The sequence below is a fragment of the Streptomyces muensis genome (assembly GCF_021474425.1).
GTDB lineage: Bacteria > Actinomycetota > Actinomycetes > Streptomycetales > Streptomycetaceae > Streptomyces > Streptomyces muensis.
Genome location: NZ_JAKEIP010000061.1, coordinates 20,605 through 37,449, shown reverse-complemented (window position 1 = coordinate 37,449; position 16,845 = coordinate 20,605). Strand labels below are relative to the sequence as shown.

General features: G+C 69.1%; 18 protein-coding genes. 11 read left to right on the top strand and 7 right to left on the bottom strand.

The features are described 5' to 3' along the window. Positions 1 to 10 precede the first annotated feature (10 nt). The gene (locus L0P92_RS17280) at positions 11 to 1,237 is read right to left on the bottom strand and encodes a macrolide family glycosyltransferase (RefSeq protein ID WP_234763616.1); all 1,227 of its coding nucleotides are present in this window, start codon (positions 1,235 to 1,237) and stop codon (positions 11 to 13) included. A 244-nt stretch (positions 1,238 to 1,481) separates the two neighbouring features. Here L0P92_RS17280 and L0P92_RS17275 point away from each other — a divergent pair, with 244 nt between their 5' ends. Beyond that, complete coding sequence (locus L0P92_RS17275) at positions 1,482 to 1,967, top strand: hypothetical protein (RefSeq protein ID WP_234763615.1); 486 nt, start codon at positions 1,482 to 1,484, stop codon at positions 1,965 to 1,967. A 131-nt stretch (positions 1,968 to 2,098) separates the two neighbouring features. On the opposite strand, the gene L0P92_RS17270 is transcribed toward L0P92_RS17275, so the two are convergent. After that, complete coding sequence (locus L0P92_RS17270) at positions 2,099 to 2,740, bottom strand: hypothetical protein (protein ID WP_234763614.1); 642 nt, start codon at positions 2,738 to 2,740, stop codon at positions 2,099 to 2,101. A gap of 437 nt (positions 2,741 to 3,177) precedes the next feature. Between L0P92_RS17270 and hemL the strand changes: the two genes are divergently transcribed. The 8 genes from hemL (at position 3,178) to L0P92_RS17230 (ending at position 11,413) form a co-directional block, all read left to right on the top strand. Then, positions 3,178 to 4,497, top strand: a complete 1,320-nt coding sequence (hemL, locus tag L0P92_RS17265) for a glutamate-1-semialdehyde 2,1-aminomutase (RefSeq protein ID WP_234763613.1) — start codon at positions 3,178 to 3,180, stop codon at positions 4,495 to 4,497. A 56-nt stretch (positions 4,498 to 4,553) separates the two neighbouring features. Beyond that, positions 4,554 to 5,237 carry a histidine phosphatase family protein gene (locus L0P92_RS17260; RefSeq protein WP_234763619.1) on the top strand — a complete coding sequence of 228 codons (684 nt, stop codon included), beginning with the start codon at positions 4,554 to 4,556 and terminating at the stop codon, positions 5,235 to 5,237. A gap of 111 nt (positions 5,238 to 5,348) precedes the next feature. After that, positions 5,349 to 6,662, top strand: a complete 1,314-nt coding sequence (locus L0P92_RS17255; RefSeq protein WP_234763612.1) for a polysaccharide deacetylase family protein — start codon at positions 5,349 to 5,351, stop codon at positions 6,660 to 6,662. A gap of 66 nt (positions 6,663 to 6,728) precedes the next feature. Continuing rightward, positions 6,729 to 7,331, top strand: coding sequence for a TlpA family protein disulfide reductase (locus tag L0P92_RS17250; RefSeq protein ID WP_234763611.1), 603 nt, complete (start codon positions 6,729 to 6,731; stop codon positions 7,329 to 7,331). A gap of 1 nt (position 7,332) precedes the next feature. Continuing rightward, positions 7,333 to 8,106, top strand: coding sequence for a cytochrome c biogenesis CcdA family protein (locus L0P92_RS17245; protein ID WP_372497277.1), 774 nt, complete (start codon positions 7,333 to 7,335; stop codon positions 8,104 to 8,106). Positions 8,107 to 8,109: 3 nt separating this feature from the next. Then, entirely contained in the window at positions 8,110 to 9,846 is a 1,737-nt protein-coding gene (gene resB / locus L0P92_RS17240) for a cytochrome c biogenesis protein ResB (RefSeq protein ID WP_234763610.1), read from the top strand. Next, positions 9,843 to 10,952: a c-type cytochrome biogenesis protein CcsB gene (gene ccsB / locus L0P92_RS17235; RefSeq protein WP_234763608.1), complete on the top strand. Its 1,110-nt coding sequence runs from the start codon at positions 9,843 to 9,845 to the stop codon at positions 10,950 to 10,952. Before resB ends, ccsB begins: the two co-directional genes overlap by 4 nt. A gap of 56 nt (positions 10,953 to 11,008) precedes the next feature. After that, a complete protein-coding gene (locus tag L0P92_RS17230) occupies positions 11,009 to 11,413 on the top strand; it encodes an SRPBCC domain-containing protein (RefSeq protein ID WP_234763607.1) in 405 nt (134 codons plus the stop codon). 21 nt (positions 11,414 to 11,434) lie between these two features. On the opposite strand, the gene L0P92_RS17225 is transcribed toward L0P92_RS17230, so the two are convergent. The 5 genes from L0P92_RS17225 to L0P92_RS17205 all read right to left on the bottom strand — a co-directional run bounded on the left by L0P92_RS17225 (position 11,435) and on the right by L0P92_RS17205 (position 14,384). Continuing rightward, positions 11,435 to 12,421, bottom strand: coding sequence for an isopenicillin N synthase family dioxygenase (locus L0P92_RS17225; protein WP_234763606.1), 987 nt, complete (start codon positions 12,419 to 12,421; stop codon positions 11,435 to 11,437). Continuing rightward, positions 12,414 to 12,863 (bottom strand): nucleoside deaminase, encoded by a 450-nt coding sequence (locus tag L0P92_RS17220; protein ID WP_234763605.1) that lies wholly within the window; start codon positions 12,861 to 12,863, stop codon positions 12,414 to 12,416. The genes L0P92_RS17225 and L0P92_RS17220 overlap by 8 nt, the downstream gene beginning before the upstream one ends. A 59-nt stretch (positions 12,864 to 12,922) precedes the next feature. Beyond that, positions 12,923 to 13,282 (bottom strand): hypothetical protein, encoded by a 360-nt coding sequence (locus L0P92_RS17215; protein WP_234763604.1) that lies wholly within the window; start codon positions 13,280 to 13,282, stop codon positions 12,923 to 12,925. Next, complete coding sequence (locus tag L0P92_RS17210) at positions 13,279 to 13,884, bottom strand: DUF6232 family protein (protein WP_234763603.1); 606 nt, start codon at positions 13,882 to 13,884, stop codon at positions 13,279 to 13,281. The genes L0P92_RS17215 and L0P92_RS17210 overlap by 4 nt, the downstream gene beginning before the upstream one ends. A 158-nt stretch (positions 13,885 to 14,042) precedes the next feature. Continuing rightward, complete coding sequence (locus tag L0P92_RS17205; protein ID WP_234763602.1) at positions 14,043 to 14,384, bottom strand: PLD nuclease N-terminal domain-containing protein; 342 nt, start codon at positions 14,382 to 14,384, stop codon at positions 14,043 to 14,045. An 88-nt stretch (positions 14,385 to 14,472) separates the two neighbouring features. Here L0P92_RS17205 and L0P92_RS17200 point away from each other — a divergent pair, with 88 nt between their 5' ends. After that, the gene (locus L0P92_RS17200; protein WP_234763601.1) at positions 14,473 to 15,930 is read left to right on the top strand and encodes a menaquinone biosynthesis decarboxylase; all 1,458 of its coding nucleotides are present in this window, start codon (positions 14,473 to 14,475) and stop codon (positions 15,928 to 15,930) included. After that, positions 15,927 to 16,829 carry a menaquinone biosynthesis prenyltransferase MqnP gene (gene mqnP, locus L0P92_RS17195; protein WP_234763600.1) on the top strand — a complete coding sequence of 301 codons (903 nt, stop codon included), beginning with the start codon at positions 15,927 to 15,929 and terminating at the stop codon, positions 16,827 to 16,829. Before L0P92_RS17200 ends, mqnP begins: the two co-directional genes overlap by 4 nt. Positions 16,830 to 16,845 lie beyond the last annotated feature (16 nt).

Below are 16,845 nucleotides of genomic sequence, written 5' to 3'. Positions count from 1 at the left end.
CCCCGTCAGCTCACCCCACCCCCGTCAACTGCTCCTCCGCCAACCGCTCCTCCACCAGATCCGCCGCCCGGCGGGTGCCGCCCTCGGCGCGTGCCTCGGACCAGAGCCAGGCCGAGCGCGCGGCGACGCGCGGATCGCCGATGAGTTCCATCAGGGAGGTTCGCAGCGTCGCCGCCGTGACGTCCGCGGTGTCGATACGACGGGCGACGCCCAGCTCGACGAGCCGATCGGCGTGAAGGCGCTGGTCGGCGTCCTGCGGTACGGCGATCATCGGCACCCCGGCGTACAGCCCCTCGCCGCTGCTGCCCATGCCGGTGTGCGTGACCCACACGTCCGCGTGCTCCAGGATCGTCAACGGCGGCTCCCAGGGCCGTACTTCGAAGTTGGCGGGAATCCGGTTCCCCACCTCGGCCGGACCGCCACCGCTGCCGCCGCTGTCGCCGGTCTGCAACACCACATGCCAGCCAGGGAGATCAGCGAACGCGGCCAGACACTGGTGGTAGATCTCCTGCGGCCCGTGGTGCGCCGAGCCGAACAGCGACACCAGCAGCACCTTCTCGGCACCGGCCGGCCGCTCCCAGCCCTCCCGCTCCTGCCCGGGGCCGGAGCATGCGCCGAAGCACGGGCCTACGAACGTCGCGGCCTCGGCGTCGACACGGTCCGCGTGTGGCTGCAGGGCGCGCGGGATCATGGCGAGCACTCGACGCGGGCTGCCGATGAACTCCTCCACGTCCGTGGTCACCGCACCACACCGGCTCAGCCAGGCGGCGAACCGCGCCCGGTACGCGGCACCTCCGGGCAGCGTGGCGAACGACGCACCGATCTGCTCCCGGGCGCCCTCCCACCCCACATGCGCGGCGGACAGCTGGACGAGCCCACGGCCCTGCGCCTCGGCCAGCGCCCGCCCCGCGTACGCGCCGACGTCGTAGAGATAGAGGTCGGCGGGCGCCCCGTCGTACGCGGCGTGCAACTGCGGCAGCACGGCCATGGCCTCCTCCAGGAAGAGGGAGGCGGCGCCGATGGGATCCCGCGGCCAGTCCGCATCGGCGACCGGAAGGGTGGAGGCGATGCCGACCAACTCGGCGCCGGTGGGACGGACCAGCTCGGCGACGCGTCCGGAGACGGCGTACGTCACCCGGTGACCACGGGCCACCAGCTCACGGATGATCTCCAGACTGGGCAGCACATGGCTGACCGCAGACGTACCGACCATGGCGATATGTGCGGGACGGGGCATGACCGGACTTCCTTGGATAGAGGTCTACGGCAGGGAAACGCCGGAAAGCCCGACCGGGCAACGCACTCCCGCACGGAAAGTCTGAAGGGCATTCACACCCATCGCTCCAGCACGCCCTGACAGGTGTCAGGACCGTGGTTCTGTCCCCCCATGGTTGCCTTGCAGCGGCGCCGCCGGGGCCGGCAGGCGGTGCCCACAGCCCGAGCTGTACTCACGGTTCGTCACCCAAGGGGAAGGCACCGTCATGACCAGACGTGCGATTGCAAAAGCAGCCTGCACCGCCGCCGCCGGCGTACTGCTGGCAGGCGGAGTCACCGTCGCCGTGCCGGGTACGGCACTGGCGGCCCGGTCCGACTGCGAGCGTGGAGTCAACGGCTTCCGCGACATCTCCGACAGCCTGGTCGGTGTCCCTGCCGGCCCGAACGACAAGAAGCTGCGCCCCTCCGACCCGCAAGGGCTCGTGGGGCGCATCAGTCTGCGAGCTGCCACGATCGACGGTCGCGTCCACGGATTCGCCGCGCTCGCAGTCCCCCGCGCCGGAGACGAAATCTGGATGGACTGGACGCTGAACGGCCGGGACGTCCACGTCCAGTGCGGCCCCTTCAGGGCAAGCCGCGACGGCAACCAACTGACCAGCGCCGCGAAGGTGACGGACAACAGCCCGAACTACCGATTCCGCGCCTGCGGTGGCGGGGGCGGCCAGGCGGTCCAGTGCACGGACTGGTGGTAAACACACCCGCAGACCGACCATCGCGCTCCGGCATCCGCGGATGCCGGAGCGCGATGTCGTACGACGCCCTGTCCACCCTGAGCTCCAGGCCCCCGGAGTACTGAGCCGGAGTCGGCCTTCCTCACCCCAGCTCAGGGCCACACAAGGCAATATGGCTGATGCCCCGCCTCATGCAACCGATGGCTGAAGTCCTGCCACTCATGCAGCAACTGGTACACATTGAACGCATCCCGCGGCCCACCCCGATCCGGCACAGTGGACCAGATGAACGCGGCGGCGCCCACCGCTTCCTCTCCTATGCCCCGCAGCGGGTCGACCACCGTCATCGGCAGCTTGACCACCGCGTAGTCGGGGTGGAGGACCACCAGCTCCAGCGGGGGGACCTTGTGCAGGGGGACGCCTTCGATGCCCGTGAGGACCATCGCGGCCATGGTCTCCGGCTTGATCTTGGTGAACATGCCGTTCATGCCGAGTTCGTCGCCGCCGAGTTCTTCGGGGCGCATCGAGATCGGGACGCGGGCCGCGGTCGCACCGTCCGGCGCGCCGAAGTACTTGTACGTCACCCCCACCCGACCACCATTCCTGCTCGCCCTCAGCCGATCACTGTGACGGTCGGCCCGCTCTGATTCATTCGGTACACCCGGCATATCCGGTACTACGTGTCCCTGACGGGCTTCGTTCGAATCCTCCGCGTCGCGCCGGTGCTTTCCCCGCCGGGCACGTCGAGGACCCAGGTCATCAGTCCCCTCGCCCAGTCCGCCACCGCGATGCATATCTCCACCCGACTGCTTTTCTAGGACGCGTGGCGCCCGCCGCGCAACCCGATCATCGTGTCAGTGACCTCCCCCACGGCCGCCCGCCGAAACGTGCGTTGAAACACCTGTCCGCAGGATCTTTTCAGTCCCCGACCATCACGCCCCGAATGAGCTGTGTGTATCACGCCCAGTCTCGCAGATCGCGGGGGGAGGGCCGCCGGGAAGTGGACAGCGGGGGAGGGCGAGGAGCCCCTTCGCCGGGGCGGCAGCCGTCCCGCTGCCACGACCCAGCCGCTCCGTTCCCACCACCCAGCAGTCCCCCTGGCGTCCCCCTTCCACGACCCAGCCGTCCCGCTCCCACGCCCCAGCCGTCCCGCTGCCGCCGCCACCCGCTGGCCTACCCTGAGGAGGTCACTGACAATCGGAGCCCGAGAAGGTCGGAGAACTCGCAGGCCATGAGCGAATCGCCCTATCCATACGAAGCACCGGCCTCGCAGGCCCTGTTCGACCGTGCGGCCGTCGTCACACCGGGCGGCGTGAACTCCCCGGTGCGCGCCTTCCGTGCCGTGGGCGGTACGCCCCGGTTCATGGTGTCCGGCACCGGTCCGTATCTGACCGACGCCGACGGGCGGGAGTACGTCGACCTGGTCTGCTCCTGGGGACCCATGATCCTCGGGCACTCCCACCCGGACGTGATCTCCGCCGTCCAGGACGCCGTATCCCGCGGTACCTCCTTCGGTACGCCCGGTGAGGGCGAGGTCGCGCTCGCCGAGGAGATGGTCGACCGGATCGAGCCGCTGGAGCAGGTCCGGCTCGTCTCCAGCGGGACCGAGGCGACCATGTCGGCCATCCGGCTCGCCCGCGGGTTCACGCAGCGGACCAAGGTGATCAAGTTCGCCGGCTGCTATCACGGGCATGTCGACTCGCTGCTCGCCGCGGCCGGGTCCGGCGTCGCCACCTTCGCGCTGCCCGACACTCCCGGCGTCACCGGCGCCCAGGCCGGCGACACCATCGTCCTCCCTTACAACGACCTCGAATCCGTCCACGAGGCCTTCCACCGCTACCCCGGCGAGATCGCCTGCGTGATCACCGAGGCCTCGCCCGGCAACATGGGCGTCGTCCCGCCGCTGCCCGGCTTCAACGAGGGGCTGAAGGACGCCTGCCGCAAGAACGGCGCCCTCTACATCTCCGACGAGGTCATGACCGGCTTCCGTACCAGCCGCGCCGGCTGGTACGGCGTCGACGGGGTCAAGCCCGACCTGATGACCTTCGGCAAGGTCATGGGGGGCGGCTTCCCGGCCGCGGCCTTCGGCGGGCGGGCCGATGTGATGGCCCACCTCGCGCCGGCCGGGCCGGTGTACCAGGCCGGGACCCTGTCCGGGAACCCGGTCGCCACCGCCGCGGGCCTCGCCCAGCTGCGGCTCCTCGACGAGGCCGCGTACGACACCGTCGACGCCGTCTCCGCGCAGATCCAGTCCCTCGTCACCGAGGCCCTCGCCAAGGAAGGCGTCGCGCACCGGCTGCAGAACGCCTCCAACATGTTCTCCGTCTTCTTCACGGACCGGGAAGTGCGCAACTACGAGGACGCCAAGCGCCAGGAGTCCTTCCGCTTCACCGCCTTCTTCCACTCGATGCTGGCGCAGGGCGTCTATCTGCCGCCCTCGTCCTTCGAGTCCTGGTTCGTGTCCACGGCCCACGACGAGCGGGCCGTCCAGCGGATCGCCGACGCCCTCCCGGCGGCGGCCCGAGCAGCGGCGGAGGCCACGGCGGCATGAGCGACAACCCCACGACCGGCAACCCCACGGCCGATGGCCCCACGACCGACAACCCCATGGCCGAGAACAGCGACGTCACCGTCGTACACGTCATGCGGCACGGCGAGGTCGCCAACCCGGACGGGATCCTCTACGGGCGGTTGTCCGGATATCACCTGTCCGAGCTCGGGCGGCAGATGGCCGACCGGGTCGCCGAGCATCTCGCCTCCCGCGACGTGACGTACGTCTGCGCCTCCCCGCTGGAGCGGGCGCAGGAGAGCGCGACGCCGATCGCCAAGGCGCACGGCCTCGACCTCGCGACCGACGCGCGGCTCATCGAGGCCGACAACGTCTTCCAGGGCAAGACCTTCGGCGTCGGGGACGGGGCGCTGAAGAAGCCGGAGAACTGGAAGCATCTGGTCAACCCCTTCAAGCCGTCCTGGGGTGAGCCGTACGTCGACCAGGTCGTGCGGATGATGGGCGCGCTGGATGCCGCCAAGGACGCGGCGCGCGGGCACGAGGCGGTGCTGGTCAGCCATCAGCTGCCGATCTGGATCGTGCGCAGCTATGTCGAGAAGCGGCGGCTGTGGCACGACCCGCGCAAGCGGCAGTGCACGCTCGCGTCCCTGACGAGCTTCACGTACCAGGGCGACCGGATCGTGTCCGTCGGCTACAGCGAGCCGGCCATCGACCTCGTCCCCGCCCATCTCCGCGCCGGCGCCAAGCCGGTGAAGGGGAAGGACAAGGCCTTCGGCGCCTAAGACACGTTTGTGACATTTGTTTCGGTTTCTCCGTGATTCAGGAGGAACCTCCCCGTTCGTCGTGCCCTCTGACTGGGTGACCACCACAGAAGCACGACGGACGGGGCAGCAATGCGCAACTTCAGCCGAAGGGGAGTCATCGGGCTCGGGGCCGGAGCGGCCGCCGCCCTCGGTCTCGCGGGATGCGGCACGCTCACCTCGTCAGACGGGTCGGACCACGCCGGAGGTTCCACCGACGGCGGCGGCAACAAGCCCGGCACCCAGACCAACCGCGCCCGTCCCATAGGCGACGGCTCCACCTCGTACACCGGCAAGCAGCCCAACCAGCCCGGCAAGCCCGAGCCGCTGGAGCCGGGTCAGGAGCCGCCGCAGTTCGTCGTCTTCTCCTGGGACGGCGCCGGCGAGGTCGGCAACGGCCTCTTCCCGCGCTTCCTCGAACTCGCCAAGGAGCACGAGGCGCACATGACCTTCTTCCTCTCGGGGCTGTATCTGCTGCCCGAGAGCAAGAAGCGGCTCTACGAGCCCCCGAACAACCCGCGCGGCGCCTCCGACATCGGCTACCTCACCGACGACCACATCAAGGCGACGCTGAAGAACGTCCGCCAGGCCTGGCTCGACGGCCACGAGATAGGCACCCACTTCAACGGCCACTTCTGCGCCGGCAACGGCACCGTCGGCAACTGGACCCCGCAGCAGTGGCGCAGCGAGATCGACCAGGCGAAGGCCTTCGTCAAGGAGTGGCGGACCAACTCCGGCTGGACCGACCTGCCCTCGCTGCCCTTCGACTACGACAAGGAACTCGTCGGCGGCCGTACGCCCTGTCTCCTCGGCCAGGACAACCTGCTGCCCACCGCCAGGGAACTGGGCTGGCGTTACGACGCCTCCTCGCCGGGCGGGCGTCAGGTGTGGCCCACGAAGAAGCAGGGGGTGTGGGATCTGCCGTTGCAGCAGATACCTTTCCCCGGACGCTCGTTCGAGGTCCTCTCCATGGACTACAACATGCTCGCCAACCAGTCGATCAACTCGACGAACGCGCCCAGCCACAACTACCCCGGCTGGCGCGAGCAGTCGGCGCAGGCATACATCCAGGGATTCAAGCGGGCATACGAGACAAACCGCGCCCCCTTCTTCGTGGGCAACCACTTCGAGCAGTGGAACGGCGGCATATACATGGACGCCGTCGAGGAGGCCCTGAAGCACATCGCGCGCGAGAAGGAGAAGGGCGCCGACATCCGGCTCGTCTCGTTCCGGCAGTTCGTGGACTGGATGGATGTACAGAAGCCGGACATTCTAGACAAGTTGCGCACGCTGGAGGTCGGGCAGCAGCCCGTCGGCGGCTGGAAGACCTTCCTGAAGGGCGGCCAGGGCGGCCAGGGCGGCCAGGGCGGCCAGGGTGCTTCCGAGGGCACTCAGAACGCCGCCTGAAATGCGGGTCCACGTCCGGGAGGGGGGTGCCAAAGATCCCCGGAACGGGCATGCGAAACTTTTCACATGAGTGCCGCCCGTCGCGCCCGTAGCCGTACCGCCCTGCTCACCACAGCCGCCGCCGTGGCCGCGCTGACCCTGTCCGCGTGCAGCTCCGGCGGCACGTCGGGCGGCGGCGGTGACACCGGGTTCGTCCCCGGCGACAACGGCATCGACACGGTCGCCCAGGACAAGCGGGCGGTCGCGCCGGTCCTCTCCGGCGAGACGATCGACGGCAAGCAGCTGACCACCGCCGACACCAAGGGCAAGGTCCTCGTCATCAACGTATGGGGATCGTGGTGCCCGCCGTGCCGCGCCGAGGCGAAGAACTTCCAGACCGTCTACGACGACGTCAAGGGCCAGGGCGTCGAGTTCGTCGGCATCAACACCCGCGACACCAACACCACCGTCGCCAAGGCCTTCGAGAAGGAGTTCGGGATCACCTACCCGAGCCTGTACGACCCCACGGGCAAGCAGATGCTCCGCTTCAAGAAGGGCACGCTCAACCCGCAGGCGATCCCCTCCACGCTCGTCATCGACCGCAAGGGCAGACTCGCCGCGCGTGCCCTGACGCCGCTCAGCGAGGAGACGCTGCGCAGCATGCTCAAGCCCGTCCTCGCGGAGAAGTGACGTGAGCGCAGTCACCATGCTCGCGGAGGTCGCCGGCCCCAACCAGACGGTGCTGAGCGGCGCTCTGCTGCTCGCCCTGCCCATCGCGCTGCTCGGCGGCCTCGTCTCCTTCTTCTCCCCCTGCGTCCTGCCGCTCGTTCCCGGCTATCTCTCCTACGTCACGGGAGTCACCGGTACCGATCTGGCCGAGGCCCGCCGCGGACGAATGGTCGCGGGCGCCTCCCTGTTCGTGCTCGGCTTCACCGCGGTGTTCGTCTCCAGCGGAGCCCTGTTCGGCTACTTCGGCGACACCCTCCAGGATCACAAGGCCGTCCTGTCCAAGGTGCTGGGCGTGCTCATGATCCTCATGGGCGTCTTCTTCATGGGCCTCATGCCCTGGATGACCCAGCGCGAGTTCCGCTTCCACAAGCGACCCGTGACCGGGCTGATCGGCGCCCCCCTCCTCGGCGCGCTGTTCGGCATCGGCTGGACGCCCTGCCTCGGCCCGACGCTGACCTCGGTGATCGCGCTGTCCTACAACGAGGCGAGTGCCGGCCGCGGCGCCATACTCACCGTCGCCTACTGCCTGGGCCTCGGCCTCCCCTTCGTGCTCGCTGCCGTAGCCTTCCGCAAGGCCCTCGGCGCCTTCGCCTGGGTCAAGCGCCACTACGTCTGGGTGATGCGCATCGGCGGCACCATGATGATCGCGACCGGTGTGCTGCTGCTGACCGGCGCGTGGGACCGCATCGTGCAGGAGATGCAGGTCTGGTCCACCGGCTTCACTGTGGGGATCTGATCGATGAGCGAGACGAAGACCGGCACGCCCGACACCACGTCGGCCGCCGCTGACGAGGACCTGGGCGCCGCGGGCTCCCAGCTCTCCACCGCCCCCGCGGAGGACACCCCCAACCTGCCGTCCCTCGGCGTCATCGGCTGGACCCGCTGGTTCTGGCGGCAGCTGACCTCGATGCGGGTCGCGCTGCTGCTGCTCCTGCTGCTGTCCCTCGGCGCGATCCCCGGCTCGCTCATCCCGCAGACCGGGATCGACGAGACGAAGGTCGCCGAGTTCCGCAAGGCGCACGAGACCCTCGCGCCGATCTACGACAAGCTCGGCCTCTTCCACGTCTACAGCTCGGTGTGGTTCTCCGCGATCTACATCCTGCTGTTCGTCTCCCTCATCGGCTGCATCGTCCCGCGCACCTGGCAGTTCGTCGGCCAGCTGCGCGGCCGGCCGCCGGGCGCCCCCAAGCGGCTGACCCGGCTGCCCGCCTACACCACCTGGCGCACCGACGCCGAGCCCGAGCAGGTCCGCGAGGCCGCGCTCGCCCTGCTGAAGAAGCGCCGCTTCCGCGCCCATCTCGCAGGGGACGCCGTCGCCGCCGAGAAGGGCTATCTGCGCGAGGTCGGCAACCTCGCCTTCCATATCGCGCTGGTCGTGATGCTGATCGCCTTCGCCTGGGGCCAGCTGTTCAAGTCCGAGGGCAACAAGCTGATCGTCGAGGGCGACGGGTTCTCCAACACCCTCACCCAGTACGACGACTTCAAGTCCGGCAGCCTCTTCACCCAGGACGACCTGGACCCCTTCAGCTTCAACCTGAAGAACTTCGTCGGCAGCTACGAGCCGTCCGGCCCCAACCGGGGCACCCCGCGCGTCTACAAGGCGGACATCACCTACAGCGTGGGCTCCTCCGACCAGGAGAAGAAGACCACCATCGAGGTCAACGAGCCGCTGGAGATCGGCGGCTCGAAGGTCTACCTCGTCAGCCACGGCTACGCCCCCGTCGTCACGATCCGCGACGGCCAGGGAAAGATCGTCTACAAGGACGCGGTCCCTCTCCTTCCGCTCGACGGCAATGTCACCTCCACCGGCGCGATCAAGGTCATGGACGGCTACCGCAACGCAAAGGGCGAGCGGGAGCAGCTCGGTTTCCAGGCCTTCTTCCTTCCGTCGTACGGCGGCGCGGGCACCGCGGTCGTCTCCCAGTTCCCGGCCCTGCTGAACCCGGTGCTGAACCTGGAGGCGTACCACGGCGACCTCGGGGTGGACGCGGGCATCCCGCAGAGCGTGTACCAGCTGGACAAGAAGAACCTGAAGGGCTTCAAGGACGCCAAGGGCGCCCAGGTCCGGGAGAACCTCAAGCCCGGCGAGACCATGAAGCTCCCGAACGGGGCCGGCTCGATCACCTTCGAGAAGGAGATCAAGGAGTGGGCCGGCTTCCAGGTCGCCCGCCAGCCCGGCAGCGGCTGGGCGCTCGCCGGTTCCCTCGCCGCGATCTTCGGTCTCGCCGCCTCCCTCTTCATCCAGCGCCGCCGCGTATGGGTGCGGGCCACCACCGGCGGCGACGGCGTCACGGTCGTCGAGATGGCCGGCCTCGGCCGCAGCGAGTCCGCCAAGGTGCCCGAGGAACTCGGCGACCTCGCCGGGATCCTGTACGAGCAGGCGCCGGGCGCACCCGACCCCGACGACGACCCCGCAGAATCCGAAGCTTCCCCCGACCCCCAAGTCGCACCCGCCGAAGGGGCTGACACCAAGTGACTCTCGCCGCCGCGACCGAGTTGGCCGCCGCCACCAACGAAAACCTCGCGAACATCAGCAACACGCTGATCTACTCGTCGATGGCCGTCTACACCCTGGCCTTCTTCGCGTACATCGCCGAATGGCTCCTCGGCAGCCGCAGCAAGGTCGGCCGTACCGCCGCCGCCCTCACTCCGGTGAAGACCGCCAAGGCCGGAAAGGCCGCCGCGCCCGCCGTCACCGTGAAGAAGGGCGGCTCCACCGCCGTACTGGAGCGGCCGAAGGTCGTCGTGCGGGCCGCGGCCGGTCAGCGGGACGTGCCGGACGGGCCCGGGGCGCACGGCGGGGACGCGCAGGGCGACCTCTACGGGCGTATCGCCATCTCCCTCACCGTCCTCGCCTTCCTGGTCGAGTTCGGTGGTGTGCTCACGCGGGCTCTGTCGGTGGAGCGGGCGCCGTGGGGCAACATGTACGAGTTCAACATCACCTTCTCCACGGTCGCCGTCGGTGTGTACCTCTCGCTGCTGGCGCTGAAGAAGAACGTGCGCTGGCTGGGGCTGTTCCTGATCACCACGGTCCTCCTCGATCTCGGCCTCGCCGTCACTGTCTTGTACACCGCGAGCGACCAGTTGGTTCCCGCCCTTCACTCGTACTGGCTGTACATCCACGTCTCGACCGCGATCTTCTGCGGCGCGGTGTTCTACGTCGGCGCGGTCTCGACCCTGCTGTACCTCTTCAAGGACAGCTACGAGAACAAGCTGGCAAACGGCGGCACACCGGGCCGTTTCGCGAACTCCGTACTCGACCGGCTGCCCGCCTCGGCGTCCCTGGACAAGTTCTCCTACCGCGTCAACGCCGCCGTCTTCCCGCTGTGGACGTTCACGATCATCGCGGGCGCGATCTGGGCCGGTGACGCCTGGGGCCGCTACTGGGGCTGGGACCCCAAGGAGACCTGGTCCTTCATCACCTGGGTCGCCTACGCCTGCTACCTGCACGCCCGCGCCACGGCCGGCTGGAAGGGCCGCAAGGCCGCCTACCTGGCCCTGATCGCCTTCGGCTGCTGGCTCTTCAACTACTACGGCGTCAACATCTTCGTCTCCGGCAAGCACTCCTACGCCGGAGTGTGAGCACCCGGGCGCCGGAGCGGGGTGCGTTTCGCGCCCGACGGGGTCAGGCTGGTGTCATGACCGGTTCGGTGGAACAGGGCATCAGCCAGACCCACGGAAACACGCACATCCTGCACTTCCTGGTGCGGCTTCCCCGGGCCATGGAGACGGTCTGGCCCGCGCTGACCACACCCGAGGGGCTGGAGTCCTGGTTCACGACCGCCGACGTACTGGAACCCAGGCTCGGCGGCGCTGTCACGCTGCGTGACATCGGGTCGGGGTCGATCACCGCGTGGGACGTGGAGCGGGTCGCCGAGTACGCCGTGGAGCCCGGCGGCCGGATCCGGTTCCATCTGGAGCGGGACGGGGACGAGGGCAGCGTCCTGCGCTTCACCCATGAGTTCCAGGGCGGGGCGGAGTCGGAGCCACGGTGGCGGGCACGCTTCGAGAAGCTGATCGACGTACTCGAAGACGGCCGGTGACGCCGGTGCGGATGACCGCCGTCAGTCGACGATGATCGAGTCCAGCTTCTCCCGCAGATACACATGCGAGTCGACCGGCTCGTACGCCACCCGCCCCACCGGAGCCGGCACCGACCGAACGAGCGTGCCTGGCGTGCACTCGCCGAAGTAGACCAGGGACATCAGCTCCTCGGCCGGCGCGTCCGCGGGCGGCGGCAGCACCCGGTGCCGTCCCGACCGCCAGCGGTCACCGGTCCAACGGGCCATCAGATCCCCGATGTTGACGGTGAACGCCTCCGGGTCGAAGGGCGCGTCCTCCCAGCCGCCGTCGTCCGTGTAGACCTGCAACCCGCCCTTGCCCGCCTGCCGGTCGAGGATCGTCACGGTGCCGAAGTCGGTGTGCGGACCGATGCGGAACTGGCCGGGCTCCGGGGTGCCGATCACCTCCGTCCCCGGGTACCAGTTGATGTTGAAGCCGTACGTCGGATGGTCCATGTGCCGTGAGAAGAAGTCGGGTTCGAGGCCGAGGGCCTCGCCGAGGAGGGAGAGCAGCTGGTTCTCCAGCTCGGCCATCCGCGCCAGGTACTCCTCGCACAGCGGCCGCAGTTCGGGCGTCTCCGCGGGCCAGACGTTCGGCGCGTACCACTCGGCGTTGATCACCGGGTCGTCGAAGGGTTCGTGCGTGGCGAAGGTGAGCGACTCCTTCAGGTCGGGTGGGGTCTCGGTGCCCTCCGCGTACCCGTTGGCCTCCGCGCCGGGGCCGAGCCAGCCGCGGCCGCCGACCTTCGCCTCGTACGCCTGCTTGACCTCGACGGGGAGCGTGAAGAAGGTACGGGCCGCCGCGCGGATGCGGGCGCGCAGGGCAGGGTCCACGCCGTGCCCGGTGACCAGGAGGAACCCGGCGGTCTGGAGCGCCTCGTCGACGCTGCGGGCGATGGCCCCGCGGGCCTCGGTGTCGCCGTCGCGCCAGGGGCGCAGATCGATCGTGGGGATGCGGGGGGCGTGCCGGGTGCCGGGCTGGTCACTCACCGATGTCCTCGTTCCACAGGTCGGGGTGGTGCTTGATGAAGTCGCGCATCAGCTCCACGCAGTCGGGATCGTCGAGGAGCACGATCTCCACACCGTGCTCGGCCAGCCAGTCGTGCCCGCCGTGGAAGGTGACCGCCTCGCCGATCACCACCCGGGAGATGCCGAACTGCCGGACCAGTCCCGAGCAGTACCAGCAGGGCGAGAGCGTGGTCACCATGGTCGTACCGCGATACGACCGCCGTCGTCCCGCCGCCCGGAACGCCGCCGTCTCCGCGTGCAGAGACGGGTCACCGTCCTGGACGCGCCGGTTGCGGCCGCGCCCCAGCGGCGTCCCGTCGGCCCCGTACAGCGCGGCGCCGATCGGGATGCCGCCCTCGGCGAGCCCGGCCCGGGCCTCCGCGAGGGCCGTGCCGAGCCACCGGTGTGCCTCTGTCCGATCCATGCCCTCACTCTCCAGTGAGGGGAGGGCGGGGGCAACGGCGGAAAGGGGTGCGAGCGGTTCTACTGACCGCCGAGCAGCCCGAGGACCCTGTTGACCGCTTCCAGCACCGGCTGCCCCACCGCGCCCACCGTCGCCGCGATGCCCGCGACGGCCATCAGGGCGCGATGCCGGTCCTGGGGTTCCGCCTCGGTGTCGGGGCTGATGGCCGGCACGGCGTCCTCGATGGTCCGGGCGCTGGCGGCCGGGACCTGGGTGCGCAGCTCCTCGACCAGTCGCAGCAGTTCCCGCACCGCCGACAGCATCTCGGCGGACGCGGCCGACGCCTCGTCGGACACCGTCTGCCTCTTGTCGATGCCCACGTTGTTCCGGCCGCCGTGCATGGTCACGCTGTCGCCGAAGTAGTAGTTGTCGCCGCTCACGCGTGCGCCACCCCCACGTTGCCCGTACCGCCGTACATGTTGACGTTGTCCCCGAAGTAGTAGTTACGGGGATTGACCATGAGCCGGTCCACCCTGACCTGGAACTCCACCTCGGGGTTCTCGATCGCGTGCACGATCGAGCCGACGAGCTGGTCCAGTTGGCGCGGGTCGGCGCTGGTGACCATGGCGATGGACGGGCCGGACGTCTCCACGGCCAGCACGTACTGCGAGGGCGCCGCGAGGACGCCCACCAGATCGACGATGCTGAAGATCAGCGCGGCCAGCGCACCCAGCCAGACGAACGTGAGGATCGTGCCGCCCGCGCCCTCGTTGGCGATGCTCGTGAGACCGCCGAGGATCGTCAGGGCGAACGCCACCGACAGGGTGATTCCCACGCGCTTGAGGAACAGCAGGGTGGCTTCCTTGCGCCGGGGCGTCAGCGTGTACGTGTACACGCGCGTGACGTTCTCCAGCGGGTACGCGGCCCCGTCGACCCACAGCAGCCGCTTGCCGACCCTCAGGTCGACCGCGGTCGCCGCCCGTGGCGGTACGGCGGGCGGCGGCGGTATGTCGTGCTGTCCGGGCGGTTCGGTTCTCTCCATCGGTCCCCCTGAGGTATGGGTGATGACAACCCATCACTGACGCCCATCACTGCCTGATGGCCATTAACTACTCAAGGTGGCGCCCGGTGCAAGCGACTATCCACGGTCAACTGTGAGGCTGTCGTGGAGAGTTGAGGAGGGAGGGGTCGGGGCGACCGTCAGGGCTCGTCGCGCTTCGGGTCGTCGTCCTTCTTCTTGTCGTCCCTCTTGTCGTCGTCCTCGTCCAGGGACTTCAGGAACTCGGGGTTGTCGTCGGGAGCCACCCACTGCCGGCGCTCGCGCTGGCGGTCCCGTACACCGGACCAGCCCTCGGCGGCCGGGCTGCGCTTCTTGCCCGCGATGAGCCAGGAGATCGAGCCGACGAGCGGGAACACCAGGACGAGGATCGCCCAGAACGGCTTGGGCATGTGGCGGATGTCGTCCTCCTTCGTGCTGATGCAGTCGATGAACGCGTACACGCTCAGCGCCAGTGGCACGAGGAACATCAGCACCCGGAGCATGGGCCCTCTCCAGCGAAACGGTCGTCGGTGCCGGGGGCACGGCCCCCGGGTTCAGGGCCAGGGTAACCGCTCGGGGATACTTGACCCCATGGCTTACGACGATCTTCGTTCCCTGCTCAGGGCACTGGAGCGCGAAGGTGACCTCAAGCGCGTCAAGGCCGAGGTCGATCCGTATCTGGAGGTCGGGGAGATCGTCGACCGGGTCCAGAAGTCGGGCGGTCCCGCGCTGCTCTTCGAGAACGTGAAGGGCTCCTCGATGCCCCTCGCGATGAACGTCTTCGGCACCGACCGACGACTGCTGAAGGCCCTGGGGCTCAAGTCCTACGGCGACATCTCCGACAAGATCGGCGGACTCCTCAAGCCCGAGCTGCCGCACGGGTTCGTCGGGGTCCGCGAGGCCTTCGGGAAGCTCGGCGCGATGACGCACGTGCCGCCGAAGAAGGTGAAGTCGGCGGGCGCTCCGGTGCAGGAAGTCGTGCTTCAGGGCGACGAGGTCGACCTGGACCGGCTGCCGGCCCTGTTCACCTGGCCCAAGGACGGCGGGTCCTTCTTCAACCTGGGGCTCACCCACACCAAGGACCCGGAGTCCGGCGTACGGAACCTGGGCCTGTACCGACTGCAGCGCCACGACAAGCGCACCATCGGCATGCACTGGCAGATCCACAAGGACAGCCGCAACCACTACCAGGTGGCGGCGAGAAGGGGAGAGCGGCTGCCGGTCGCCATCGCCTTCGGGTGCCCGCCCGCGGTGACGTACGCCTCCACCGCGCCGCTCCCCGGTGACATCGACGAGTACCTGTTCGCCGGGTTCGTCTCGGGCAAGCGGATCGAGATGGTCGACTGCAAGACGGTGCCGCTGCAGGTGCCGGCGCAGGCGGAGGTCGTGCTGGAGGGGTGGCTGGAGCCGGGGGAGATGCTGCCGGAGGGGCCGTTCGGCGACCACACCGGCTTCTACACCCCGCAGGAGCCGTTCCCGGCGTTGAAGATCGACTGCGTGACGATGCGGCGCCGGCCGCTGCTCCAGTCGATCGTCGTGGGCCGGCCCCCGACGGAGGACGGACCGCTGGGCCGGGCGACGGAACGCTTCTTCCTCCCCCTCCTCAAGATCATCGTCCCGGACATCGTGGACTACCACCTGCCCGAGGCCGGCGGCTTCCACAACTGCGCGATCGTCTCGATCGACAAGAAGTACCCCAAGCACGCGCAGAAGACGATGCACGCGATCTGGGGCGCGCACATGATGTCCCTGACCAAGCTGATCGTGGTCGTCGACTCCGACTGCGACGTCCACGACCTGCACGAGGTCGCCTGGCGGGCCCTCGGCAACACCGACTACGCCCGCGACCTCACGGTCGTCGAAGGCCCCGTCGACCACCTCGACCATGCCTCCTACCAGCAGTTCTGGGGCGGGAAGGCGGGCATCGACGCGACGAAGAAGTGGCCCGAGGAGGGCTACACCCGTGACGGCGGCTGGCCCGACATGGTGGAGTCCGACCCTGAGACGGCGGCGAAGGTCGACCGCCGGTGGAAGGAGTACGGACTGTGAGCAGCGCCTCCGCCGCGATCCCGCAGCCAGGACGTACGAAGGCGTTCCTGCGCCTGGTGATGATCGAGCACTCGGTGTTCGCGCTGCCCTTCGCGTACATCGCCGCGCTGACGGCCATGTTCCAGCTGGACAGGAACATCCACTGGGGCCGGCTGCTGCTGGTCACCGTCTGCATGGTGGGCCTGCGGACCTTCGCCATGGCGGTCAACCGGATCATCGACCGCGAGATCGACGCGCGGAACCCGCGCACCGCCCACCGTGAGCTGGTGACCGGCGCGATGTCGGTCCGTCACGCCTGGGCGGGCGCCCTGATCGCCCTGGTGATCTTCCTGGGCTCGGCGGCCCTGCTGAACCCCCTCTGCCTCGCCCTCGCCCCCATCGCGGTGATCCCGATGGTGGTCTACCCCTACGGCAAACGGTTCACGAACTTCCCGCAGGCCATCCTGGGCCTCGCCCAGGCGATGGGCCCGGTCGGCGGCTGGCTGGCGATCACCGGGTCCTGGTCCTGGGACGCGGTGATCCTCGGCCTCGCCGTCGGCATCTGGATCGGCGGCTTCGACCTGATCTACGCCTGCCAGGACGTCGACACCGACCGGGAGATCGGCGTCATGTCGGTCCCGGCCCGCTTCGGCATCCCGGCCGCGATCTGGGGCGCGCGGGTCTGCCACGCGATCACGACGGCCCTGTTCGTCTGGTACGCCCTCGCCACGGACGCGGGCGCGTTCTTCTGGCTGGGCCTGCTGGTCGTGGCCGCCGCGTTCGGGTACGAGCACTCGATCGTGCGGCCGCATGATCTGTCGCGCCTGAACAGGGCGTTCTTCAGCGTCAACGGGTTCATCGGGATCGCCCTGTTCGTGTGTGCGCTGATGGATCTCCTGGTTCGGGGTCTGACCGTGTAGCTACCGTGCGGCCTAC

Coding starts and splice junctions, on each gene's coding strand:
- L0P92_RS17260 (WP_234763619.1), top strand. CDS start 4,554: ATGGCCGAGAACAGCGACGTCACCGTCGTACACGTCATGCGGCACGGC.
- L0P92_RS17200 (WP_234763601.1), top strand. CDS start 14,473: ATGGCTTACGACGATCTTCGTTCCCTGCTCAGGGCACTGGAGCGCGAA.
- L0P92_RS17210 (WP_234763603.1), bottom strand. CDS start 13,884: ATGGAGAGAACCGAACCGCCCGGACAGCACGACATACCGCCGCCGCCC.
- L0P92_RS17205 (WP_234763602.1), bottom strand. CDS start 14,384: ATGCTCCGGGTGCTGATGTTCCTCGTGCCACTGGCGCTGAGCGTGTAC.
- L0P92_RS17270 (WP_234763614.1), bottom strand. CDS start 2,740: ATGCATCGCGGTGGCGGACTGGGCGAGGGGACTGATGACCTGGGTCCT.
- resB (WP_234763610.1), top strand. CDS start 8,110: ATGAGCGAGACGAAGACCGGCACGCCCGACACCACGTCGGCCGCCGCT.
- L0P92_RS17220 (WP_234763605.1), bottom strand. CDS start 12,863: ATGGATCGGACAGAGGCACACCGGTGGCTCGGCACGGCCCTCGCGGAG.
- L0P92_RS17250 (WP_234763611.1), top strand. CDS start 6,729: ATGAGTGCCGCCCGTCGCGCCCGTAGCCGTACCGCCCTGCTCACCACA.
- L0P92_RS17230 (WP_234763607.1), top strand. CDS start 11,009: ATGACCGGTTCGGTGGAACAGGGCATCAGCCAGACCCACGGAAACACG.
- L0P92_RS17280 (WP_234763616.1), bottom strand. CDS start 1,237: ATGCCCCGTCCCGCACATATCGCCATGGTCGGTACGTCTGCGGTCAGC.
- L0P92_RS17255 (WP_234763612.1), top strand. CDS start 5,349: ATGCGCAACTTCAGCCGAAGGGGAGTCATCGGGCTCGGGGCCGGAGCG.
- L0P92_RS17275 (WP_234763615.1), top strand. CDS start 1,482: ATGACCAGACGTGCGATTGCAAAAGCAGCCTGCACCGCCGCCGCCGGC.
- hemL (WP_234763613.1), top strand. CDS start 3,178: ATGAGCGAATCGCCCTATCCATACGAAGCACCGGCCTCGCAGGCCCTG.